Origin of the sequence: Luteolibacter arcticus (assembly GCF_025950235.1) — a bacterium.
Lineage (GTDB): Bacteria > Verrucomicrobiota > Verrucomicrobiia > Verrucomicrobiales > Akkermansiaceae > Haloferula > Haloferula arctica.
In genome coordinates, this window is record NZ_JAPDDT010000015.1 from 75,746 (window position 1) to 96,140 (window position 20,395).

Below are 20,395 nucleotides of genomic sequence, written 5' to 3' on the forward strand. Positions count from 1 at the left end.
CGCCCCTTGATCCCCGTCCTCTCCCCGCTAGCCTCTCGTCATGACTCCCGGACAATTTCTCACTGCATGAGCGAGGCGGTGCGTGTGGACAAGTGGCTGTGGGCGGTGCGGTTGTTCAAGACCCGCAACCAAGCGGCGAAGGCGTGCGAGGCGAACCGGGTGAAGTGCGGTGAGAAAATCCTCAAGCCAGCGTCGGAGCTGAAAGGGGGCGAGTTGCTTGAGCTGCCGTGGCCGGAAGGGCCGGGGACGCGGACGGTGCGGGTGCTTGGGCTGATCGAGAAACGCGTCGGCGCGCCGGAAGCGCGGCTGGCCTGCGAGGAAATCACGCCGCCGGAGGTGATCGAGCAGCGCAAGATCTGGAGCGAGAGCCGGCTGCATCGCCTCGAAGGCGATCAAGGGCGGCCGACCAAGAAAGACCGCCGCGAGATCGAGAAGCACCGCGGATTCTTCGAGTAAGCAGCCTCGGCGGTGGCCGCTACGATTCAATGCGTATTGATTGATATTTCGTTTTGACGAAATACCTGCGGATTTCTAGGGTGTCCGGAGCAATGAAGTGCCCCCGCTGCGTGCAAGTGATCCACCGAGGAGCGGGTCTGTGCCCGCACTGCGGGTTCGGCATCGCGGAGATGGATGCGCGGCACGGCGGGGACAACGTTTCGCTGCGCCGGCTGGCGGACGTTGCCGGCCTGATGCGCAGCCGCGAACGGGGCAAGGTGCAGTCGGCGCTCGATGGTTTTTGCCGGCGCTTCCCGCAGTTGTTTTTCGCCGTCTATACCGGCTCGGCGCAGGGCGGGGGAAATCTGCGCCAGTTTGGATTCTGGCTGCTGAATCGCGCGGCCTTCGAGGACGTGCCGGTGGACCGGCCGAATGAGGCGGGCATCCTGCTGGTCATCGATCCCGAAGCGAAGTCCGCCGCGCTGACCTGGGGCTACCAGCTCGATCCATTTTTGACCGAGGAGGACACCTTCGTATGCCTCAGCCGGGCGCATGCCTATTTTCTGGAAGGTCGCTTCGCGGAAGGAACGGTGCGGCTGGTCGAGCAACTCGGCAAAGTCCTGTGCAAGCGCGCCGCCCAGGCGCGCCGCGATCCGGAGCGCTTTGAGCGCAAGGTGGCACCGCCGCCGCGGACCGGGGAAATCGCCCGGCGAATCCGCGAGGGACATCGCCAAGTGCCGGTGAAACCGACGGAGGTGATTCCGTGAAGGGACTGGTGTGGCTACTTTCCGCCGGACTGGCCGCGGGCGCGGTGAAGCCGCCGCTGCCGGAATGGAGCGCCGCCGACAAGACGGCGCTGGAGAAAGGCGAACTGGTGCCAGGCCTGTTGCTGCTGCTGGGCGAGGATTCGCCGGAAGGCGCGCCCGCCGAACCGGAGGTGCCCCAGCCGACGGCGGAGGAGCTGGCGGAAAAGGAAAAGGCCGCGACCGAGGTGCCGGAGCAGTACTTGGAGGCCTACTTCGGTGAGCGTCCGACGTCGTTTCTGGTGGATCCGCAGGGGCTGCTGGGCACGAAGGATGCCCGCGACCGCGAGAGCTTCTTGAAATACCACGCCGGGGATTCGGAGGTGGACCTGTTCGTTTACCTTTTCGACGGGCACCAATCGATCCCCTCGGAGGTGCGTGAGGAGGAAATCGTCGAGCGGTTCTTCTCCGAAGGAAAGCCGGCGGTGGTGGTCTACTACTTCCTCGGCGCGCCGCAGAAGTCGGACATCTACGTGAGCCCGCAGCTCAGCGAGACGGTGTCGGCGGTGGAACAACGGCGCGCGCTGATTTCCTCGGTGGAGGAGGCTTTGGAGAAGCCGGACGCGCTGGCGCAGTTCGAGGCGTTTTGCGTGCAGCTTTCGATCCGTATCTACTGGATGGAGCGGGCGGCCGGGCTGGTGACCGACGTGGTGGCGACGCCGCTGCCGCGCCGTGCGAGAGTCCAGGAGCCGGTGGCGCAAGCGGAGCCGGAGATGCTGGTGCGAGCGAGGGAATGGGGCGTCCGCTACGGTCCCGCGGCGGGCATCATGGGCGGCGCGATTTTCACGGTTGTCGGCGGGCTGGCATTTGCCCGCCGGCGCGCACGCTACCGTTTTCCGGTGTTTGACGTCGCGCCCCGCTTGGGTGGTGCGCATGCGGCCGGGATTGGTGCGGTGATTTCTTTTGGAAGCACCACGCAGTCCCCGTCCTCACAGCGGAATGACGTCCCGGACTACCTCGGACTCTGAGCCGATGACCGACTGGGACGAGCGCTGGCGGCAGGGCGACACGCCGTGGGAAAAAGGCTACGCGGCGCCGCCGCTCAGCGAGTATCTGGAGTCAGGCGCGACCGAGTTGCACCGCGCCCGCCGGGTGCTGGTACCGGGCTGCGGCAGCGGGCACGACGTGCGGGAGTTGGCGCGGCATGGAATCGGGGCGAGCGGCCTCGATCTTTCGGCGGCAGCGGTCGAGCGGGCCCGGCAGGAGACCCCGGCTGGGGGCGAGGACTACGTCTGTGGCGACCTTTTCGAGGCGGACTGGCGGATTGGCCGCGAGTTCGACGCGGTGTGGGAGCACACGTGTTTTTGCGCAATCGATCCCTCGCTGCGCCCGGCGTATGCGAAGGCGATGGCGGAAATCCTGCCGGTGGGCGGGCATCTCACCGGGGTGTTTTTCCTGACGCCGTGGGATCCGGGTGAGGCGGAGCAGGGCCCGCCTTTTGCGGCGTCGCGGGAGGAAATACTGACTCTGTTTGCGCCGTGGTTCGTGCTGAAGGACGAACGGATGCCGACGAAAGCCTATCCCGGCCGGGAGGGACGGGAGTGGTTGGCGGTGTTAGAGCGCTGCCCGAACCCCGGAGTTGCGGAGGCGGCTCCGATTGCATAGAGTGTGAGGTGCTTCCCCGAATGACGGATTACTCTTCTGGCCTTCTGCTCGGCGTGTTCACCGGTTTGCTGCTGTTTTCCACGCAGGCCGAGGCGGCCCGGCCCTATATCAATGACAAGAAGGCTCCCGAGGGTCGCCACGATCTGGAGGTGATTCAGAAGCATTTGACGGAGGCCTTGCCGGCGACCCGCAAGGCTACGGTGTGCATCGACCTCGGCGAAGGCTCCGGCAGCGGCGTGGTGGTGACGGCGGATGGCCTGATCCTCACTGCGGCGCACGTCTCGGGGGGGGTGGGGAAGGAATTCACGGTGATTTTTGAAGACGGCAAGAAGGCGAAGGCCGAGTCGCTCGGGCTGGTCTCGACCAGCGACTGCGCCATGGCGCGGATCACCGAGCCCGGCACTTGGCCACACGTCGAGATCGACCGCGAGGACTCTGCCAAGCTGGGCGACTGGGTCTATTCGCTTGGCCACTCGGGCGGCTTCGACAAGGAGCGCGGCGTGAATGTCCGCCTCGGCCGGCTGGTGCAGGTGAGGGATGACACGGTGCAGTCCGATTGCTCGCTCATCGGCGGCGATTCGGGCGGCCCGCTCTTCGACCTGAATGGCAAGCTGATCGGGATCCACTCACGCGTCGGCCAGCGCACGCAGGAGAACATGCACGTGCCGATCCGCGAGTTCCTGAAGAACTGGGACGCCCTGCAAAAGAGCGAGTTCGTCGGCGAAGGTCCCTTTGCGAAGAAGCCGGAGAAGGGGAAGGGATTCCTCGGCATCGGCACGGCAGTTCGTCCCGAAGGCGGCCTGAGCGTCGATAAGGTCGGCCGCGAATCGCCTGCCGAAAAGGCCGGGCTCAAGGCGGGTGACATCCTGCTCAAGATGGACGGTGTGGACCTCAAATCGAAGGAGCAGTTCCAGGATTTGCTGAAGGAAAAGGCTCCCGATGACCGGGTGGCCCTCGAACTGCTCCGTGACGGCAAGCCCGAAACTCTCACCCTGCGACTTGGTGAACGCTAAAGCTATCTCCGCCGTCTTGCTGCTGGCCACCGGATTGGCATCCGCGGCTCAGACACTCGAAACGACCTACCGCACCAACGGGTCGGCCGTTCAAGCCGCTTTCGAGCCGGTGCGCATCGTGCTGCAGGACTGCAGCGCTGTCATCCAGCGCGGGCGCAAGGAAATCGCCTACGGCACGGTGATGTCTGCCGACGGTTTCATCCTCACCAAGGCTAGTGAGCTGGGAGATGCCAGCGGCCTCTCGGTCGCCATCGGCGACAAGGTTTATCCGGATCCCGAGCTGCTTTCGACCGATCCCGCGTGGGATGTGGCCTTGCTGAAGGTTCCCGCGGAAGGTCTGAAGCCGGCCAACCTGGCGCTGGATCAGCCCGACCCCGCCCGGGGCACGTGGGTCGTCGCGAATGGCGCGACCACCCGCACCCAGCGGCGGATCCAGATCGGCATTATCGCGGCTACCGCCCGTGAGATCCCCCATGCGGGCGGCCCGGTGCTTGGCGTTAGCTTCGAGGAGAAGAACAAGAAGCTGGTGGTCACCGAGATCGCCGAAAAGAGCGGTGCCGCGACCGCCGGTGTCGAGAAAGACGACGTGCTGCTGCTTGCCGACGGTGAGAAGATCAAGAATGCGGAAGGCCTTGGCGAACTGGTCAACAAGCATCACGTCGGCGACCAGATGTCCCTGACCGTCGAGCGAAAGGGCAAGAAGATGGAGTTCAAGATCGAGCTCAAAGGCCGTAGCGATGTCTTCGGCGAGGAACTCACTCGCAACGACGTGATGAGCGGCCGCTTCTCCGAACGCCGCAGTGGTTTCCCCCGGGTCATTCAGCACGACATCATTGCAGACCGTCACCGGATCGGCGGTCCTGTGCTCGACCTCGATGGCCGCTGCCTCGGCATGAACATCGCCCGCGCGAACCGCTGCGAGACTTTTGCCATCCCGGCGAGCGACCTGAAGAGCATCGCTGACCGGCTGATGTCGCAGGCGAAGTGATCGGTGGACTCAGGTGCAGCGGTTGCAGACTTGGATGGAGGCGCAGGAACTGCAGATCTGGTAGATGATCTCAACATCGCTCCACTCCAAGTCCGGATCCCAGATTCGCACGCCCTTCACCGGAGATTGGTAGATCACGCCGAACACGTCCAACGATCCGCCACTGCAGCGTGGGTTTTTGCATTCGACCGCCGGCACGTCTTGGCATAGCCAATGCCATCCGCCAAAGCGGGACTCGTAATCCTTGGTCTGGTGGTCTTCATTGGCCAGTTCCAAGAGGCGTAATGCCTCTTCATCAGCGAGCATCAAGGTCACCTGCCGACGAGGAAAAGTGCATGGATACGCGTCGTAGGGGAAATCCGGGTCCCACTCCAACGATTCAATCCAGTCCACGGCGATGTTTCCATTTTCCACCCGGTAGGACATCGCCGCCGCATTGTATTGCTGGCAGTAAATGAGCGGCAGGAAGCGAGTGCCCTCGATGCGGACCGGGAAGAGCGGGTCTGCGGTGTCGATGGTATAGAGCAGGTGGCAGGGTTCATTGCCTCCCGGCGGTATGACCGGGGTTTCCAGTTCGCCGCCGAACCAGTGCATGAAAGAGCCATTTGTTCCTTCCACCGGGAAGCATGCGCGGTCGCGGATGAAATCGTTCACGTCTTGGTTTTAACAGCCTGTTCCGGATTCCATCCTATTTTGAAGTCGATTTAACTTCAGCGCTGCCGGTGCTTCTTGAAAATCGCTAGCGTGCGGTCGCGCTCGGTGGCGTGATCGACGCAGGGGAGGGGGTAGCCCGGGGCGAGGGGGTGGCCGTCTTTCGGCGGAGCGAAGAGCGCGTCCACCGGCACCTTGGCCAGTTCCGGGAGCCAGCGCTTCATGTAGGTGCCGTCCGGATCGTAGCGTTTCGCCTGGGTCCACGGGTTCTGGATGCGGAAATACGGTGCGGCATCGGCCCCGGTGCCGGCGCTCCATTGCCAGCCGCCGTTGTTCGAGGCGATCTCGCCGTCCAGGAGGTGCTGCATGAAGTGGTGTTCGCCCAGCCGCCAGTCGATGTGGAGGTCCTTTGTGAGGAACATGGCGGAGATCATCCGCACGCGATTGTGCATGAAGCCGGTGGCAAGCAGCTCGCGCATCCCGGCATCGACGATGGGAAAACCGGTGAGTCCCTGTTTCCAGGCCTCGAACTTCCCGTCCGGCTCCGCCCACCCGAGTCCGCGCCAGTCGGGGTTGAACTCTTCCTCCAGCACGTTCGGGAAGTGCCAGAGGATCGCCAGGTAGAACTCCCGCCACGCCAGCTCCTTGATGTACTTCTCGATTCCCGACCGCGCCGGGGTGGAGAGGGTTTCCCCAAGGGCGGCGGCGGATTTCGCATAAATCGTCCGCGGCGAGAGCAGGCCGAAACGGAGATCCTGCGACAGCCGGGAGGTCCCGGGCACGGCGGGGAAGTCGCGGGTTTCCCCGTAATTACCCAGCCGGCTGGCCAAGGCGGTCTTCAGACGCTGGTGGGCTGCCCGTTCGCCGGCCTCTATCAGGTCGGCCTCCGACTCCGCCCATCCCCAGTGGGCATTGTCGGGCAGGGGCAGCGAGGAAATCCCCGGCGGGGTGTTCAGCGAGCGCGGCTTGGGCAGTGGCTGCGGCTTCTCCTGCGACAGCCAGTTCTTGCTGTAGGGGGTGTAGACCCGATACGGCTTCCCGTCTTGGGTCAGGATTTCCTCCGGGGTGTGCAGGGCGACGTCGTCGTGGCCGTAGCAGGCGATTCCGAGCCGCAATGCCATCGCCTCGACCTCCTTTTCGGCAGCTCCGCCGAAGGGATCAGGGTCGCGATTGTAAAAAATCGCGTCCGCGCCGGTCTCTTTTGCCAATTTTTCCAGCTCCGTTGCTGCCCTCCCGCAGCGAATGACCAGACGGCCGCCGATGGTTTCCAGATTCGCCCCCAGCGACTTTAGACAGCGGCAGAGGAACGCCTGCCGTTTTTCCCCGGTCCACAGGTGCTCTTTCCTCCAATTACTCAGGAGGTAAACCGGGACCACAGCTTCTGCGCCGGCCGCTGCGTGGTGCAGAGCCGTATTATCGAGAATTCGCAAGTCGCGACGGTGCCAGTGGAGCGCAAGACGGTAGGGGGAGGCCATGCCGGCTAACCAAAGCCGGAGCCTCTACCCACGCAAGCGCGCTGACACGATCACGGCGTTCCCAGCAACTTCTCCGCCTTCTTGACGGTGATGTTGCTCAGGCGACCGTTCACCTTTTTCGAACCTTCCAGGAGAGACTTGAGGTTCTCCAGGGTATCCTCGGCTGCTTCAAGTGCTTTCCGACCACCACCGTAGTGTTTGTCGGAAAAGTACTTCGTGAAGGTAACACCTCCGCGGCTCAGGCAGAGCCGCCAGCCTTGGAATGCGGTATTCTCGTAAGTGAATCGAGTCAGGTTGCGCTTCGATTTCATGGAGGGGGCTGTGTCGAGAGCATTCATGTGAAACTATGCCACCGATTCGGGGCTGTGGCCACTCCATTTTTGTTTGAGAAATGTTAGAGACCGCTGGGAACGCCCGATTTGCTAGGGTTTTGCCGGATTTCCCGTATTAAAAAAATTCGTTGCCAAGCCGGGGGGCATCTCCTTAAGTCCCCGCCCGCGCGAGCCCCGACAGCCGCCGTAGGTCCTCCAGCCACGCCGCATCCGCGTCCGTGACCCGCTCGCGGGAGGGTAACCCGGCCACCAAACACGACATGTCCGCCACGAAACTTGCTCGATTCGAGCTTCCTAACCGCCTCGTCAAGCACGAGGACACCGCGACCGAGACCTACGCCCAGTTCACCGCCGAGCCTTTCGAGCGTGGCTACGGGCACACCCTTGGCAACTCGCTCCGCCGCGTGCTGCTCGGCTCCCTGGAAGGTGCCGCCATCACTTCCGTCCGCATCGCCGGCGTGCAGCATGAATTCTCCAGCCTCCCGGGCGTGGTGGAAGATGTCACCGACATCGTCCTGAACCTGAAGAAGGTCAAATTCGCCCACCACGACAAGGAGCCCCGCATCCTGACGATCAAGATCGAGAAGGAAGGCGTGGTCACCGCCGGTGACATCCAAGGCGACAACATTTACGACGTGGTTAATAAAGACCAGGTCATCTGCACCCTCGACAAGAAGGTGAAGTTCGATTGCGAGTTCGAGGTCCGCGTCGGACGCGGCTTCTTCACTGGCGACGAGAACAAGCGCAAGGACCAGCCGATCGGCGTCATCGCCATCGACTCGATCTTCTCCCCGGTCACCCGCGTGAAGTACGCGGTCGATACCACCCGCGTCGGCCAGATGACCGACTACGACAAGCTGGTGCTGGATATCTGGACCGACGGCCGCATCACCCCGCAGGACGCCCTCCTGCAGGCCTCCGCGATCCTCCGCCACCACCTCGACGTCTTCGTCAACTACGACGAGAACGCCGTGGACTTCGAGGAAGCGCCGACCGAGTCCAACGAGGAGAACGCCGCGCTCAAGAAGCTTCTCAACATGAGCGTCAACGAGATCGAGCTTTCGGTCCGTGCCGCCAACTGCCTCAACAACGCGAACATCACGTCCGTCGGCCAGCTGGCCATGAAGTCGGAAGCGGAGATGCTCAAGTACCGCAACTTCGGCAAGAAGTCGCTTAACGAGATCAAGGACAAGCTTTCCGAACTCGGCCTCGGCCTCGGAATGTCCCTCGATCCCTCCCTCCTCTCCGGCCCGGTGCCGGCCGTTCGCGGCCCGCGCCTGGGTGTCGAAGAAGAAGCCCCGGTGGGTCTTGCCGACCTGATCGCCCAGAATCTAGACGACTAATTAAGAAAGGGACCGCACCCGATGAGACATCGCCGCAATACCACCAAGCTCAAGCGCACCGCCGCCCACCGGCGCTCGCTGCTTGCAAACCTCGCCTGCAGCCTGATTGAGCACGGCAGCATCCGCACCACGCTCGCCAAGGCCAAGGCCCTGCGCCCCGTAGCCGAAAAGATGATCGGTCTCGGCAAGCGTGGCGACCTGCACGCCCGCCGTCAGGCCGTCGCCTTCCTCCGCCAGAAGGACATCGCCAAGAAGCTCTTCGACGAGGTCGCCCCTCTGTCGAAGGACCGTCCGGGCGGCTACTGCCGGATCACCAAGCTCGGGCCACGCATGACCGACTCCGCTCCGATGGCCGTCATCGAGTGGGTCGACCAGCCTGCCGAAGTCGAAACCGTGGACGCTCCTGAAGAAGCGGCCGCCGAACCGACCCCGGTCGTCGCTGAAGCGCCCGCCGCCGAGGAAGCCGAAGCCAAGCCGGCCAAGAAGAAGGCCACCAAAAAGGCAAAGGCCGAAGCCGACGCCGAGTAATCGGTCAGGTTCGACAGATTGATTCTGAAAGCCCCTGCTGGAGAAATCCGGCAGGGGCTCTTTTTTGGCAAATCCACCAATCATCAAGGAGAGCAGGAGCGGAAAATCACTAAGCCCAAATTCTCTAATCATCAATTGAACTGAGTCGAGGTGGAGGCGAGATACCGGGCCAAGAATGTCCTTTTTCATTATCGCTCCGCATGAACGTGGCGGAGGCGCTCTAGTGCCTCCGGCGGGGGCGGGTTATCCCTAGGATCGGCATGTGGGTTTCTGGGCGTGAATGCTTCCACCCAGAAGGACGGGAGTTCTCCCGCTACGATGTTGCAAGGGTGCCCCAGACGACCGCTAGAGTGGCAGTTGATCTTCAAGCAGGAGAATTGATTCATCGACCATGGCAATCGAAGCGTTATCTTGTGTGGCTTCAAAGATCTCATCAATTCCTTTGGCGTATGAGGTGAACACATTGGCCACCGCGGCCTCCAACATTCCCATATATCTCTTCTTACTAGTGGGCAGTTCCGAGAACGTCCGGTCATTTGTGATCGCGAGGGCCCAATCGTTCGTTGTGGTGGGGAGTCCTGCGACACCAGGAACCAAGGGACGATAGCCTGAGGGGCACAATTCCGAGCGCCAGAACGCAAGTTCGGCCAACACGTTGAATCCGCAGATGTCGGATGCGAACTCACCTTTCGAAATCAGTGCGATATTCAAGACTATTTTCAGATATTCCGCGATTCTCTTTCGATTGACGTCGCAGAAGAGCTTAAGGAGGTCACGGTGAGTGGCCTCGGGGTCTTCGCATTGAAAAATATTGAGAAATCGACGAGTTCTATTGTCACCTTTCTCGCAAAGGTGCCACACAAACGAGATCTGCGCCCCGTTGAGTTCCGCGTCATTTATGGTGTACTTCAATGAAACCTTGGAGGTGAAGCCGTCACGGACATAGCCTCCCTCATGTCGTTCAACATTGGATCTAACTCGTAATTGATCGAGAAGGCTAATGGCCGGAGCTATGCCCGCCAAATTAGAGGCTGAAAATCCAAAGTTAAAACTATCCTTAAAGGTAACTTGCTTAATTGGCCGATCCTGACCTTTCACGAAATAAACCGGAGCATCTATGAGAGTGGCGGCGCCAGCTAGCGCGGATCGTATCGGGATTTCCCCTGGGTGGAGAAGTGGGCGGTAAGCTTTCCACTTCCCATACCATTCTTCGTAAGCTGCCATTTCAGGCTCCTTTCTTTTAGGCCGCGCGGGCGAAACGGTTACTGCAGTCTTAATTGCTTCGAGATGCCTCTCATTAATGGTTTTGAGCGCTTCCAAAACGCGCTCACTTGTTATGTTTCGTTGGATGAATAGTCTGAGGGCGTAACCTTGTTTGATCATCCTCTCGATTGCAGCTTTGGGGCTTTTTATATCTATACCCTCGGAGAGAGCTCGTGCTGTCAACTCGACGAACGCTCGGCTCCCTGCGGCCCATATCACTGGATTAGGAATTTCCTCGGAGTCGACCGCGACTGGAGGAAGGCCGAATTTTTGGGATATAGCACCGAGATTCCGCACTTCGAAATCGACGTAGCAGAATGTGCCGACTCCTGCCGCAGCAGCCGGTGCGCTGTTGAAATATCGTGTGCTTCGAGTTACCGTGAAATTTTCAATGTAATTCAGATTTCCTTGCAGGGTAATCGCATTGTCTTCCCACGCAGCGGCCACTTGGAATTGCCCAAACCAATCAACTAAGCCGGTCTGAATTAGATTATCTATTTTTTGAAGAAGCAAATCAAACTGTTGGCGTTGTAATTTAGCCTGAGTCTCGAATTTCTCTACCAAACTTTTGATCTGAGCTTCAATTCGGAGGCCGGTGGCTTCGATTCTTGATAATCGGGTAATAACTTCTTCTAGTTGTAGAGTAATTTCTTCAAGTTGCTTCTCATTGGCGCCTCCGCCGCCTCCCCCTCCGAATAGGGATCCAGCGATACATCCTATTACCCCTACCGGTCCGAGGCTGGCGGATCCGCCTATTTTTGCAGCTAGGGTGCCGATCGCGCTCATCGCCTTCAGGGCGCCCTTAACCTTTTGAGGGGCATTGGGAAACTTTAGGTTGATGATGTCTAATCCTAAGTTGGCCAACGACTCAGCAGTAAATCCTCCGCGTATGATATCATGTGCTTTGCTGGTGGTCTGTAATACTTCGGTTAGTTTCTTAGGCAGTATTTCGGCGCTCGGGCAATTCACGAGGGCGCTCATGGAGGAAATGTCTAACGATTCCACACTCGCTTCAATTGCTTTTGCAACATCTTGATCATTGGCTTGATTAAGCTTTACGACTGCGGAGGCCAATCTTGGCAATAATCTAGGGGCGCAGGCTTGAAAAACTAGGCTGCCATTTCCGGGAAGTGCGAGAGCCTTGCCAACGCAATGAATGAGACGGTCGCTCCGGGGGCTGAGGCTTGAGTCTTTAAGATCCTTAAGAAGCAATTCAAAGTCAGTTTTCTGGAGTAAAACCCCTAGGTCCTTACTTCCGCTTGCAGCTTTGATAAAGGCACCTATTTCCGCCTTGTTAAGGCCTTCTTGAACCTTCTGTCCTGCAAAGTAGGCGAGTTTGTGGCGGGTGAAATCTGCGGGCACGACAGGCAAGTCTTGGGCTTTGGCTTTCCACCATGTCTCTGATAAGGAGGTTCCACCGGCGAGAAGGAGCCATGAGAAATTTCGACGAGAAAGAGAATGAGGGGAGGCCATAATCGTTTTTATCCCACGAGAAATTCCACGAGGCGGCAAGTACTTTCTCTCCTGCGATAGAGTTGGTTGAATGAGGTCAGATTGCAATGGCACGGGCTAATGCAGTAACTCTGAATCTTGAATTCCGCCGCTTCCTCGGTCCTCGCGCTGCAAAAGTCGTGTGAATATGCTTTTGGCAATGGAGTCGCCCACGGGACCTGAGGAACAGAGCATCCGCGAGGTGCATTCGACTTGGATCGATGCGGTGAATGCCGGCGATCTTGGCTGCTTGCTCAGCTTGATGGCGGACGATGCGGTGTTTCTCTATCCGGGCCAGGAGCCGTTCGGGCGGGAGGGTTTTTCCGCCAATTTCGGGAACGCCCACCAGCAGCTTCGGATCGATTGCACCAGCGAGCTGGAAGAGGTCGTGGTGGTCGGCGAAGTCGCTTACACGCGGAGCCGGGACGCTTTGTCCGTGACTCAACGCTCGGGAGGGGCGGCAACGCTGCTCGCCGGGCATCGAATCACGATCTACCGCGAACAGCCCGACGGTCGCTGGATCTTGGTCCGCGGTGCCCACACCTTGTCGCCGGTGGAGAAGTGAGGTCGTGAGGGAACCGTGTCCGGCTTGAGCCGCCGCGGATCTGCCGTAGGGTCCGGGATGTCGGAAAACAACAAGGCGACCTTAACGAAGGCGAATTTGGCGATCACCCAGGGGGATCATGAAGGCTTCCTGTCGTTCTGCACCGAGGATACCGAATGGAACTTCTTGGGCGAAAGGACGCTTAAAGGGAAAGAGACTGTTCGGGAGTGGATGGCAACGGCGTATGTCGAGCCGCCGAAGTTCAAGGTGACCCAGTTGATCGCGGATGGTGATTTCGTCGCGGCGCTGGGTGAGATCACCCTCAAGGATGCGGAGGGGAAGGAGGCCGATCACTCCTATTGCGACGTCTGGCGCTTCCGTGACGGCAAGATTTGCGAGTTGAAGGCCTTTGTGATCAAGACGTCCCCGGATGCTGGCCCGGAATCAAAGTGATGGCGCTCCACTAGGCCCGATATCTTGTCCGTCACAGGTATGCCAGTAAGACTGTGGAGCCGGGCTTGAAATGAGCGACAAGAAGCACGCCCAGCGGAATTGATGGAGAGACTCCAAGTGTCTCTCTCCATGCGCTATCGGCCGATCCTCTTTTTGTTCGCTCTCGTTGGCTTGGGCCAGCCAGCCGTTGGCGAAAACCGGTCGGTGTTCGAATGCAAACATGTCCGACCCTCGGAGCTGATGCGGGCGTATGCTCCGGTCGTTGGCAAGGAGGCCGGCGCGAGGATCAGCGTGGAGGGAAGCAAGGTGCTGGTGACGGGCGGGAGTTCGCGGCTCCACGAAGGGCTGCGTGAACTGGAGTCCGTCGTGGACCTTCCGAGAATCAGCGTCGCGACCAAGTTCATCAGGCTTCATCACGTTGATGTGACCTTCGCTGCGGAGCTGATCTCGAAGGCATTTGCCTACGCCGGGAAGCAGGGAGACCCTTTGCAAACCGTGTCGAGCGTCCGGACGAAGCAGGTCTTTGTGATGGGGGCGACCAACGATATGAGGACTGCCGAAGTGCTGCTTCTGAAGCTGGATCGTTTCTACGCCTCGACGAGTCGCGGATGTGGTGGCGGATGCTTACCAGGCAGGGCGGGTCTCTGAGGAAACATGGAAGAGGGAACGCAACCGATGCGATGGGGATGCCTCGGCATGGTGCTGGCACTGGTGGCGAGTGTGATCGGTTTCCTCGCGTGGTTCCATCACGGGATGATCCTTACCGCGGCTGGAAGGGAGTATCCTCCGCAGGAGCGGGAGTCGTGGCTCAAGCAGGGACTTGAGTTGCACTTCCATTGGACTGGCTTGCCTGGGGGCTGCGTCGATAAGGCGTGGGTCAATGGATTCCAAGATCACACGTCCTTGTATCGCATCCGGCTTTCTCCGGAGGAATTTGCCGGTCTTCGCCAAGCTGTTTTGGCAAGCGAAGGAGAGGGCGTGCGAATCGACGACCGCGATGACCTCGGGCTGTGTCCCTTCGGATTCGGGGCTTCATCTCTCCAAGGGCCGGAGAAAATGACGGTTCCGGATTGGTGGGAGGTGGCTTCGCTCCGGTCGTTCGACGGGCTGCTTTGGAGATCCGGTCCAGATGGATACTGGTTTGGTTATGACCGGGAGAGAGGGATCCTTTTTCTTCTGAACTACGAGTAAGGCCGGGAGAATGGATATTTTGAAAGCAGCCGTTAGAAGCCATTCGGCGGGTGTCCTTCCTGCATCAGGCAAATGGTTCCGGCTGGAATCAGCGTGAGCGGCGTTGAAGCGGTATGCCAGTATCATGGCCGAAAGTCAGGCGACGCTGGATCGCTGCTGGAATCGTCGCCGCATTGCTGCTGGCGGGGTCGCTACATTTATTCTCATCCGATCGAGACCTTGAGGTGGCATTGGGCGTGCGCCGATTGCCTGGCTCGCTCCGAAATGAAAAAATGAGGATCGATAGTTGGACCGATTATTCGGTCGCGGCCTTCTTCGAGATCGATCCGAAGGATCTGAGGAATCTTCTGACGGTCAGATCCTACGAGGAAGAGAAGGTGCCTCCAACTCTGGGAATGGAGATTGCGGAGTTCCGCCCACCGTTCCCGGCGAGCGTCATTCCCAACGTCCCGAAGTTTGGCGTGAAGCATTACTATCAGTGGGAACAGAATGAAACCTCGAGTCGCTGCCAGCTATGGGTAAGCGGAGACTTCACGAAGGCCTACCTACACTACTCGACGGACTAGCCGCTAATTTCCTTGGTAGGGCAGCGGCGCGTCTTGTGGCAATGGAGCGCTGTCTGGAGGCAAGGGCGGCAGGGTGTCGCCGGTGGAGGGGGGCGGTGTCTGTGGCTGCTGGAGTTGCTTGGTGCCGTCGGAGTGGCGGTTGATTTCGCCGGCGCGCTTGGTCTTTTCTTCGTCGGCCTCTTGCTTGGCCTTCTCTGCCTTTTCCTTCTTCTCCTTGGCTTTCTCTTCGTCGGTTTTGCCGAAGGCTTTCTTGGAGGCTTTGTAGCCGGCCTTCCCGACGTCGGCGGTGCCTTCGACCACCGCGCCGGCGACGCGGAAGGGGAGCTTGACCAAGCCGCAGGAGGGCAGACCGGTGGCAAGCAGGCAGGAAAGGAGCAGGCGGCGGTTCATGGCGGCGAGCCTAGCGACCGAAATCGCGGGGGCCAGCGGATTGAAAGTCTTCCGCCGAGTGCCGGATCCGCTAGAACCCGGGGCGTGAAGGGAACGTTGTGGTGCCTGCACGGGGCGGTCGGCCAAGCGGCGGACTGGCAGGGCTTTGCCGTGCCGGGGTGGAGCGTGAAGCGGGTGGATCTGTGGCGTTTCCTCGCCTGCTGTCCGATGTCGCTGCCGGAGTTCGGGCGGGCGTTGAATGCGGAAGCGGCCGCGGGGAGCGGCAGGGAGATGGTAGATGGCAGATGGCAGATGGCAGATGAGCTGGCGCGCGGGGCTGCTCGGAGCATGGTGGAGCCTTCGGCTGGCGAAGGCCTTTCATCTACTATCCACGATCTGCCATCTGCGATCTCCAGAAACGTGCTGGTCGGCTACTCGATGGGGGGGCGGCTTGCGTTGCAGGCACTGCTGGCTGGCGGGCCGTGGGATGCGGCGGTGCTGGTCGCGCCGCATCCGGGGCTGGAGTCGGAGAAGGAACGTGAGGCGCGGCGGGGGAGCGATGCGGCGTGGGGGAGCAAGGCGCTGTCGGGGGAGTGGGCGGAGTTTCTGGAAGCGTGGAATGCGCAGCCGGTGCTGGCGGCTTCGAGCGCGCGATCGCTGCTTTCCGTGCATTATCGCCGGGAGGTGGCGCGGAGCTTTATCGACTGGTCGCTGGGGGCGCAGGAGCCGCTTTGGGACGAGCTCGGGGAGATCGATTGCCCGGTGCTGTGGTGCACGGGCGAGCAGGACGCGAAATTCACGGCGCTCGGTGAGCGTGCGGTTCCCCTTATGAACGAGGGCGAATTGTGGGTGGCGCCGGGTGCGGGGCACCGGGTGCCGTGGGATGCGCCGGAGGCCTTCGGGCAGCGGGTCGGGGAATTTCTTGAGCGGGTCCTCTCCTGAGCCAAGACTCCCGCCGCCATGTGGAGCCCCGTTTGCGAATTCAAGGACATCCGTTTTGAGACCACCGACAAGGGTCAGATCGCCAAGATCACGATCAATCGCCCGGAGGTGCGCAATGCCTTCCGGCCGCAGACGGTGAAGGAGCTGCTCAAGGCCTTCGAGATGGCGCATGAGGATCCGCAGGTCGGCGTCATCATCCTGACCGGCGAGGGGCCGGATGCCTTTTGCTCCGGCGGCGACCAGAAGGTCCGCGGGCATGCCGGCTATATCGGCAGCGATGGCGTGCCGCGCCTCAATGTGCTCGACCTTCAGAAGAAGATTCGCAGCTTGCCGAAACCGGTGGTGGCGATGGTGGCCGGCTACGCGATCGGCGGCGGCCATGTCCTTCACATCGTCTGCGATCTCACGATCGCGGCGGACAATGCCCGCTTCGGCCAGACCGGCCCGAAGGTCGGTTCCTTCGATGGCGGGCTCGGGTCCAGCTACCTCGCCCGCATCGTAGGCCAGAAGAAGGCGCGCGAGATCTGGTACCTGTGCCGCCAATATGATGCGAAGCAGGCGCTCGACATGGGGCTGGTGAATACCGTGGTACCACTGGCTGACCTGGAGAAGGAGACGCTGCAATGGTGCCGCGAGATGCTCCAGCACTCGCCGCTGGCGCTGCGCTGCCTGAAGTCCGCGCTGAATGCCGACTGCGACGGCCAGATGGGCCTGCTTGATCTCGCGGGGAATGCCACGCTGCTCTATTACATGAGCGAGGAGGCCAAGGAGGGCAAACAGGCCTTCATCGAGAAGCGGCAGCCCGACTTTTCCAAGTTCCCGCGGGTGCCTTGAGGGGGCGTCCGCGCGAGCCTCAAGGCCGGTATCGAATTCTGATCTCCGGGACTGAATCGGATCGAATGCCGCCCGCTCCGGTGATCGCCGGGGCGGGCGCTTTGTTTTATACAGGGGTGAGAGGTCTGGCTTGCCCAAGGGAATCTAGCTGCTAGAAGGCGGATGCTCGGAAAGCCGAGTACACACGCAACCCATGAAATACCAACTACCCTCCATCATGCCGCTGTGCTGCACTTTGCTAGCACTTGCAGCGATCACTCCCGTCGCCCTTGCGGGAGGCAAAGGACCAGATCCAGAGCCGGAGCCAGAGCCGGAGGTCGACTTCGACACCGGGTTCCTTGTTGCTTCGGGCATCGGGAATGCGGCGCTGACCACCGCCCGCACCGCGACCCGTGACGTCGGCGACCGCCTGTTCGCCATGCGTGCCGGCATTCGCCCGATGGAAGAGACCGTGCAGGCCGAGGCCGCTGCCGCCGATCCCAAGGGCGGCATGTCCAAGAGCCCGATCACCCGGACCACCAGCCACCTGCGCTGCTGGGAGATCTACGGATCGCTCTACTACTACACCGAGGAACAGGACGCCCAATCTGGCTTCGTCCCCGGAGTCGTAGGAGGTCCTGCTGGCGGTCTGGTGCCGATCCACCCGAGCACGGACGTCGATATCTTCGGCGGGAACATCGGCATCGAGCGTCATTTCACGGAGAACTGGAGCGCCGGTCTGGCCCTGGGCCTCGCGAACACCGACGTGGACATGACCTTCGCCGGTAGCAGCGACGCTGACACCTTTTCGGTCACTCCCTACATTTCCTACTTCCGGGCCGATGCCTTCGGGACCGCCGACTACTGGGCGGACCTGATGTATTCGCACGGCTTCCATGACTTCGACATCCAGCGGTTGACGGGCCTGGGCCTCGCCTCCGGCTCGCCGGATGCGGATACCGACCAACTGGAATTCACGACCGGTGTGAACTTCGGGTCGGGCAGCGTGGTTCATGGCCCCTACGGCGGCCTGCGCTGGATCGACGGCTCGGTCGACTCCTACACCGAAGTCGGCCCGGGAGGCGGCTTCTTCCCGGAGCAAGACATCGAGTCGCTGGCCAGCACGCTCGGCTACCAGCTTTCGTTCCCGATTCGCCTGAGCCGCGGCACGCTGGTGCCGCAGCTTCGCGGCGCGTGGGAGCACGAGTTTGAAGACGACGGCAATACCATCTTCGGCGTGCCGCTCGGTGAGCGCGACGAGGATGTCGCCGTGCTGGGAGCCGGTATCGGCTACTACTGCAGCAGCGGCTGGAATGCGGTGCTCGACTACGAGGCCCGCCTCAGCAGCAACATCGAGGGACACTACGTCTCGCTGAAGATCGGCAAGGAATTCTGATTTCCTGCGTTGTTCGGATTGCATCTGCCCGTCCCGGTGATTGCCGGGGCGGGCTTTTTGTTTCCAAGGCAGTAAATCAACCGCAGATGAACGGGATGGACGCAGATGGATGTGATCGAGGGAGAGAATTGGGGCCAGGATGGATAGGATGAATGGGATAAAATGCGATTAAGCCGAGCTTGGCGGGAGAGCCCGGGGACTCTGGAGATCCGGTCGTTATCCGAGTTCATCCGGCTTCTTCGCGGTTAAGATCCAGCAAGCCTGACGGAGATCCTTTTTGTTTGCGTGGCCGGGCGGCGGCGGGCTTGTTCCGGGCGTGATCGCGCCGCTGTTGCTCGCCACCCGCCCCAAGACCTTGCCGGCCGCCATCGTGCCGGTGTGGGTGGGCTGCGTGCTGGCGTGGAAATTGACCGGGAAATTCAGCCTGCCGCTGGCGCTGGCCACGGTGGGCGGAGCGGTCTTCATCCAGATCGCCACGAACCTCTTCAACGATGCGATCGACGCGGCGAAAGGCGCGGACACCGAGCGCCGCCTGGGGCCGCAGCGGGTGACGGCGAGTGGCTTGCTGTCGCGCCGTGCGGTGATGACGGCGGCGGCGGTTTTTCTCGCGCTGGCGATTGCATGCGGCGTGGTGCTCTGGCAGGCGGTGGGTTGGCCGATCCTGGCGATCGGGATTCCCTCGCTCTATCTGGCCTACGGCTACACCGGCGGGCCGTTCCCGCTGGCTTACCGCGGGATGGGGGAGCTGTTCGTGATCCTGTTCTTCGGTCTGGTGGCGGTGGGCGGCACGGTCTTCATCCAGACGCTGGTGTGGCGGAAGGAGGCGCTGCTGTTAGGCGCACAGGTCGGCCTGCTGTCGGCGGTGCTGATTTCCATCAACAACCTGCGCGATCGCGAGGAGGACAGCACTACGGGCAAGCGCACGTTGGCCGTGCGCTTCGGACCCAAGCCGGCGCGGGTGATTGTCTGGATGGAGGTGAAGCTGGCGGCCTTCCTCGGGCTGGTGTGGTTCATTTTCGAGCTGCCGTGGCTGGTGCTGGCTTCGTTCCCGATGCTGAGCCTTGGCATGCGTCTGATCTGGGGCGCGCTGACGATGCCGGAAGGCCGCGGCATGAATCGCCTGCTGGCGATGGCCGCGGGGCAGTTGGTTGCGTTCGCGGTGCTGTTCCATTTCTTCGCGGTGAAACTTTGATCTCATGTCCACTCTGCTCTGGTATTGGCACTATCGCCTGAAAAGTCGTCGAGGGCTCAACGCCCGTTCTTCACGTGGCGACATCGAGGGCGTGCTGCTGAAGGATGCGGAGGGCGGTCACGCCTGCGTCCAGCCGTGGCCGGAACTCGGTGATCCGACCTTGAAGAAGTGTCTGGAAGACCTGGCCGGCGCGCGGCGATGGTCGATCGTGCGCCGGGCCCTGCGTTGCATGGAAATGGACGGTGCGGCGCGGTCGTTGCCGGACCCGCTGTTCGACGATCTCGAAGTGCCGCAGAGTCATGCGACCTTGCCGAACTACGATGCCGCGCTGCTGGAGCAGGCGGTGCTCGCGGGCTTCTCCACGATCAAACTGAAATGTGGGAGGGATTTCGCGCACGAACGGAAGTTCATTGCGGTGGGCTCTTCCAGGCACCCTTCGTTGAGGTGGCGGCTCGATTTCAACGAAACCGGCGATGCTGGTGAACTTGCGGAATGGCTGATGTCGTTGACGGTGGAAGAACGGAGCCGCATCGATTTCATTGAAGACCCGTGTCCGTTCTCTGACACGAAGTGGCGGGAGCTTTTTCTCCAGACCCGCGTGCCGCTTGCCGTGGATCGCGAAGCCGCGCCGCACCGGGTCGAGGCGCAGTTCACCGTGATCAAGCCGGCGGTCGATGAGCCGTGGTTGCTCGCGGAAGCGGCACAGGGATTCGGCCAGCGGGTGGTGGTGACCAGCTACATGGATCATCCGCTCGGGCAGTCGTTCGCGGCGTGGGAAGCGGGGCGGCTGGCCCTGCAATTTCCCGGCTTGGTGGGATTGTGTGGCTTGCAAACGCATCACCTTTTCGAGCCGGATGCCTTTACCGAGGCGCTCGGTCCTTGGAAGCCGGAGTTCCATCCGGCACCGGGCAACGGGCTGGGCTTCGATGAGCTTTTAGGAAAGCTGCCATGGAAGCGTCTCTCCTGATCCGTCCGGAGTTCTGGAAAAGCGAAGCTCCCGTG

At 61.3% G+C, this 20,395-nt stretch carries 22 protein-coding genes; 17 read left to right on the top strand and 5 right to left on the bottom strand.

Annotation, left to right across the window (positions count from 1 at the left end; translation table 11 throughout):
- Positions 1 to 66 precede the first annotated feature (66 nt).
- The 6 genes from OKA05_RS23700 to OKA05_RS23725 all read left to right on the top strand — a co-directional run bounded on the left by OKA05_RS23700 (position 67) and on the right by OKA05_RS23725 (position 4,844).
- Positions 67 to 456, top strand: coding sequence for an RNA-binding S4 domain-containing protein (locus OKA05_RS23700; protein WP_264489688.1), 390 nt, complete (start codon positions 67 to 69; stop codon positions 454 to 456).
- 116 nt (positions 457 to 572) lie between these two features.
- Positions 573 to 1,202 carry a TPM domain-containing protein gene (locus OKA05_RS23705; protein WP_264489689.1) on the top strand — a complete coding sequence of 210 codons (630 nt, stop codon included), beginning with the start codon at positions 573 to 575 and terminating at the stop codon, positions 1,200 to 1,202.
- Positions 1,199 to 2,206: a hypothetical protein gene (locus OKA05_RS23710; protein ID WP_264489690.1), complete on the top strand. Its 1,008-nt coding sequence runs from the start codon at positions 1,199 to 1,201 to the stop codon at positions 2,204 to 2,206. The genes OKA05_RS23705 and OKA05_RS23710 overlap by 4 nt, the downstream gene beginning before the upstream one ends.
- Positions 2,207 to 2,210: 4 nt before the next feature.
- Positions 2,211 to 2,843, top strand: coding sequence for a methyltransferase domain-containing protein (locus OKA05_RS23715; RefSeq protein ID WP_264489691.1), 633 nt, complete (start codon positions 2,211 to 2,213; stop codon positions 2,841 to 2,843).
- Between the two features lie 20 nt (positions 2,844 to 2,863).
- Positions 2,864 to 3,856 carry a S1C family serine protease gene (locus OKA05_RS23720; protein ID WP_264489692.1) on the top strand — a complete coding sequence of 331 codons (993 nt, stop codon included), beginning with the start codon at positions 2,864 to 2,866 and terminating at the stop codon, positions 3,854 to 3,856.
- The gene (locus OKA05_RS23725; protein WP_264489693.1) at positions 3,846 to 4,844 is read left to right on the top strand and encodes a S1C family serine protease; all 999 of its coding nucleotides are present in this window, start codon (positions 3,846 to 3,848) and stop codon (positions 4,842 to 4,844) included. Before OKA05_RS23720 ends, OKA05_RS23725 begins: the two co-directional genes overlap by 11 nt.
- 9 nt (positions 4,845 to 4,853) lie before the next feature.
- On the opposite strand, the gene OKA05_RS23730 is transcribed toward OKA05_RS23725, so the two are convergent.
- The 3 genes from OKA05_RS23730 to OKA05_RS23740 are packed head-to-tail and all read right to left on the bottom strand — an operon-like array spanning position 4,854 to position 7,281.
- Positions 4,854 to 5,498 (bottom strand): hypothetical protein, encoded by a 645-nt coding sequence (locus OKA05_RS23730; protein ID WP_264489694.1) that lies wholly within the window; start codon positions 5,496 to 5,498, stop codon positions 4,854 to 4,856.
- Positions 5,499 to 5,554: 56 nt separating this feature from the next.
- On the bottom strand, positions 5,555 to 6,970 hold the full coding sequence (locus tag OKA05_RS23735; protein WP_264489695.1) for a cryptochrome/photolyase family protein: 1,416 nt from the start codon (positions 6,968 to 6,970) through the stop codon (positions 5,555 to 5,557).
- A 50-nt stretch (positions 6,971 to 7,020) separates the two neighbouring features.
- On the bottom strand, positions 7,021 to 7,281 hold the full coding sequence (locus OKA05_RS23740; RefSeq protein ID WP_264489696.1) for a hypothetical protein: 261 nt from the start codon (positions 7,279 to 7,281) through the stop codon (positions 7,021 to 7,023).
- A 281-nt stretch (positions 7,282 to 7,562) separates the two neighbouring features.
- Between OKA05_RS23740 and OKA05_RS23745 the strand changes: the two genes are divergently transcribed.
- On the top strand, positions 7,563 to 8,645 hold the full coding sequence (locus OKA05_RS23745) for a DNA-directed RNA polymerase subunit alpha (RefSeq protein WP_264489697.1): 1,083 nt from the start codon (positions 7,563 to 7,565) through the stop codon (positions 8,643 to 8,645).
- A 21-nt stretch (positions 8,646 to 8,666) separates the two neighbouring features.
- Positions 8,667 to 9,173: a 50S ribosomal protein L17 gene (gene rplQ, locus OKA05_RS23750; protein ID WP_319800666.1), complete on the top strand. Its 507-nt coding sequence runs from the start codon at positions 8,667 to 8,669 to the stop codon at positions 9,171 to 9,173.
- A gap of 345 nt (positions 9,174 to 9,518) precedes the next feature.
- Here rplQ and OKA05_RS23755 read toward each other — a convergent pair whose 3' ends face one another.
- On the bottom strand, positions 9,519 to 11,996 hold the full coding sequence (locus OKA05_RS23755) for a hypothetical protein (protein WP_264489698.1): 2,478 nt from the start codon (positions 11,994 to 11,996) through the stop codon (positions 9,519 to 9,521).
- Positions 11,997 to 12,087: 91 nt separating this feature from the next.
- Here OKA05_RS23755 and OKA05_RS23760 point away from each other — a divergent pair, with 91 nt between their 5' ends.
- From OKA05_RS23760 to OKA05_RS23775, 4 genes are all read left to right on the top strand, one after another.
- Entirely contained in the window at positions 12,088 to 12,492 is a 405-nt protein-coding gene (locus OKA05_RS23760) for a YybH family protein (RefSeq protein ID WP_264489699.1), read from the top strand.
- Positions 12,493 to 12,549: 57 nt separating this feature from the next.
- Positions 12,550 to 12,924, top strand: coding sequence for a nuclear transport factor 2 family protein (locus OKA05_RS23765; protein WP_264489700.1), 375 nt, complete (start codon positions 12,550 to 12,552; stop codon positions 12,922 to 12,924).
- Positions 12,925 to 13,128: 204 nt separating this feature from the next.
- A complete protein-coding gene (locus OKA05_RS23770) occupies positions 13,129 to 13,572 on the top strand; it encodes a hypothetical protein (protein WP_264489701.1) in 444 nt (147 codons plus the stop codon).
- 815 nt (positions 13,573 to 14,387) lie between these two features.
- Positions 14,388 to 14,681 carry a hypothetical protein gene (locus OKA05_RS23775; protein WP_264489702.1) on the top strand — a complete coding sequence of 98 codons (294 nt, stop codon included), beginning with the start codon at positions 14,388 to 14,390 and terminating at the stop codon, positions 14,679 to 14,681.
- A 3-nt stretch (positions 14,682 to 14,684) separates the two neighbouring features.
- On the opposite strand, the gene OKA05_RS23780 is transcribed toward OKA05_RS23775, so the two are convergent.
- Positions 14,685 to 15,071 carry a hypothetical protein gene (locus tag OKA05_RS23780; protein ID WP_264489703.1) on the bottom strand — a complete coding sequence of 129 codons (387 nt, stop codon included), beginning with the start codon at positions 15,069 to 15,071 and terminating at the stop codon, positions 14,685 to 14,687.
- A gap of 84 nt (positions 15,072 to 15,155) precedes the next feature.
- On the opposite strand from OKA05_RS23780, the gene OKA05_RS23785 reads away from it, so the two are divergent.
- The 5 genes from OKA05_RS23785 (at position 15,156) to OKA05_RS23805 (ending at position 20,360) form a co-directional block, all read left to right on the top strand.
- Complete coding sequence (locus OKA05_RS23785) at positions 15,156 to 15,992, top strand: alpha/beta fold hydrolase (RefSeq protein ID WP_264489704.1); 837 nt, start codon at positions 15,156 to 15,158, stop codon at positions 15,990 to 15,992.
- An 18-nt stretch (positions 15,993 to 16,010) separates the two neighbouring features.
- The gene (gene menB / locus OKA05_RS23790) at positions 16,011 to 16,826 is read left to right on the top strand and encodes a 1,4-dihydroxy-2-naphthoyl-CoA synthase (protein ID WP_264489705.1); all 816 of its coding nucleotides are present in this window, start codon (positions 16,011 to 16,013) and stop codon (positions 16,824 to 16,826) included.
- 193 nt (positions 16,827 to 17,019) lie between these two features.
- Positions 17,020 to 18,201 carry an autotransporter outer membrane beta-barrel domain-containing protein gene (locus tag OKA05_RS23795; protein WP_264489706.1) on the top strand — a complete coding sequence of 394 codons (1,182 nt, stop codon included), beginning with the start codon at positions 17,020 to 17,022 and terminating at the stop codon, positions 18,199 to 18,201.
- A gap of 316 nt (positions 18,202 to 18,517) precedes the next feature.
- A complete protein-coding gene (menA, locus tag OKA05_RS23800) occupies positions 18,518 to 19,393 on the top strand; it encodes a 1,4-dihydroxy-2-naphthoate octaprenyltransferase (protein ID WP_264489707.1) in 876 nt (291 codons plus the stop codon).
- A 4-nt stretch (positions 19,394 to 19,397) separates the two neighbouring features.
- Positions 19,398 to 20,360 (top strand): enolase C-terminal domain-like protein, encoded by a 963-nt coding sequence (locus tag OKA05_RS23805; RefSeq protein ID WP_264489708.1) that lies wholly within the window; start codon positions 19,398 to 19,400, stop codon positions 20,358 to 20,360.
- Positions 20,361 to 20,395 lie beyond the last annotated feature (35 nt).

Bases quoted from the DNA above. Each gene is read 5' to 3' on its own strand.
- OKA05_RS23795 (WP_264489706.1), top strand. From the start codon at position 17,020: ATGAAATACCAACTACCCTCCATCATGCCGCTGTGCTGCACTTTGCTA.
- OKA05_RS23720 (WP_264489692.1), top strand. From the start codon at position 2,864: ATGACGGATTACTCTTCTGGCCTTCTGCTCGGCGTGTTCACCGGTTTG.
- OKA05_RS23740 (WP_264489696.1), bottom strand. From the start codon at position 7,281: ATGAAATCGAAGCGCAACCTGACTCGATTCACTTACGAGAATACCGCA.
- OKA05_RS23775 (WP_264489702.1), top strand. From the start codon at position 14,388: ATGAGGATCGATAGTTGGACCGATTATTCGGTCGCGGCCTTCTTCGAG.
- OKA05_RS23805 (WP_264489708.1), top strand. From the start codon at position 19,398: ATGTCCACTCTGCTCTGGTATTGGCACTATCGCCTGAAAAGTCGTCGA.
- OKA05_RS23765 (WP_264489700.1), top strand. From the start codon at position 12,550: ATGTCGGAAAACAACAAGGCGACCTTAACGAAGGCGAATTTGGCGATC.
- OKA05_RS23760 (WP_264489699.1), top strand. From the start codon at position 12,088: ATGGAGTCGCCCACGGGACCTGAGGAACAGAGCATCCGCGAGGTGCAT.
- OKA05_RS23715 (WP_264489691.1), top strand. From the start codon at position 2,211: ATGACCGACTGGGACGAGCGCTGGCGGCAGGGCGACACGCCGTGGGAA.
- OKA05_RS23780 (WP_264489703.1), bottom strand. From the start codon at position 15,071: ATGAACCGCCGCCTGCTCCTTTCCTGCCTGCTTGCCACCGGTCTGCCC.
- menB (WP_264489705.1), top strand. From the start codon at position 16,011: ATGTGGAGCCCCGTTTGCGAATTCAAGGACATCCGTTTTGAGACCACC.
- OKA05_RS23735 (WP_264489695.1), bottom strand. From the start codon at position 6,970: ATGGCCTCCCCCTACCGTCTTGCGCTCCACTGGCACCGTCGCGACTTG.
- OKA05_RS23745 (WP_264489697.1), top strand. From the start codon at position 7,563: ATGTCCGCCACGAAACTTGCTCGATTCGAGCTTCCTAACCGCCTCGTC.
- rplQ (WP_319800666.1), top strand. From the start codon at position 8,667: ATGAGACATCGCCGCAATACCACCAAGCTCAAGCGCACCGCCGCCCAC.
- OKA05_RS23700 (WP_264489688.1), top strand. From the start codon at position 67: ATGAGCGAGGCGGTGCGTGTGGACAAGTGGCTGTGGGCGGTGCGGTTG.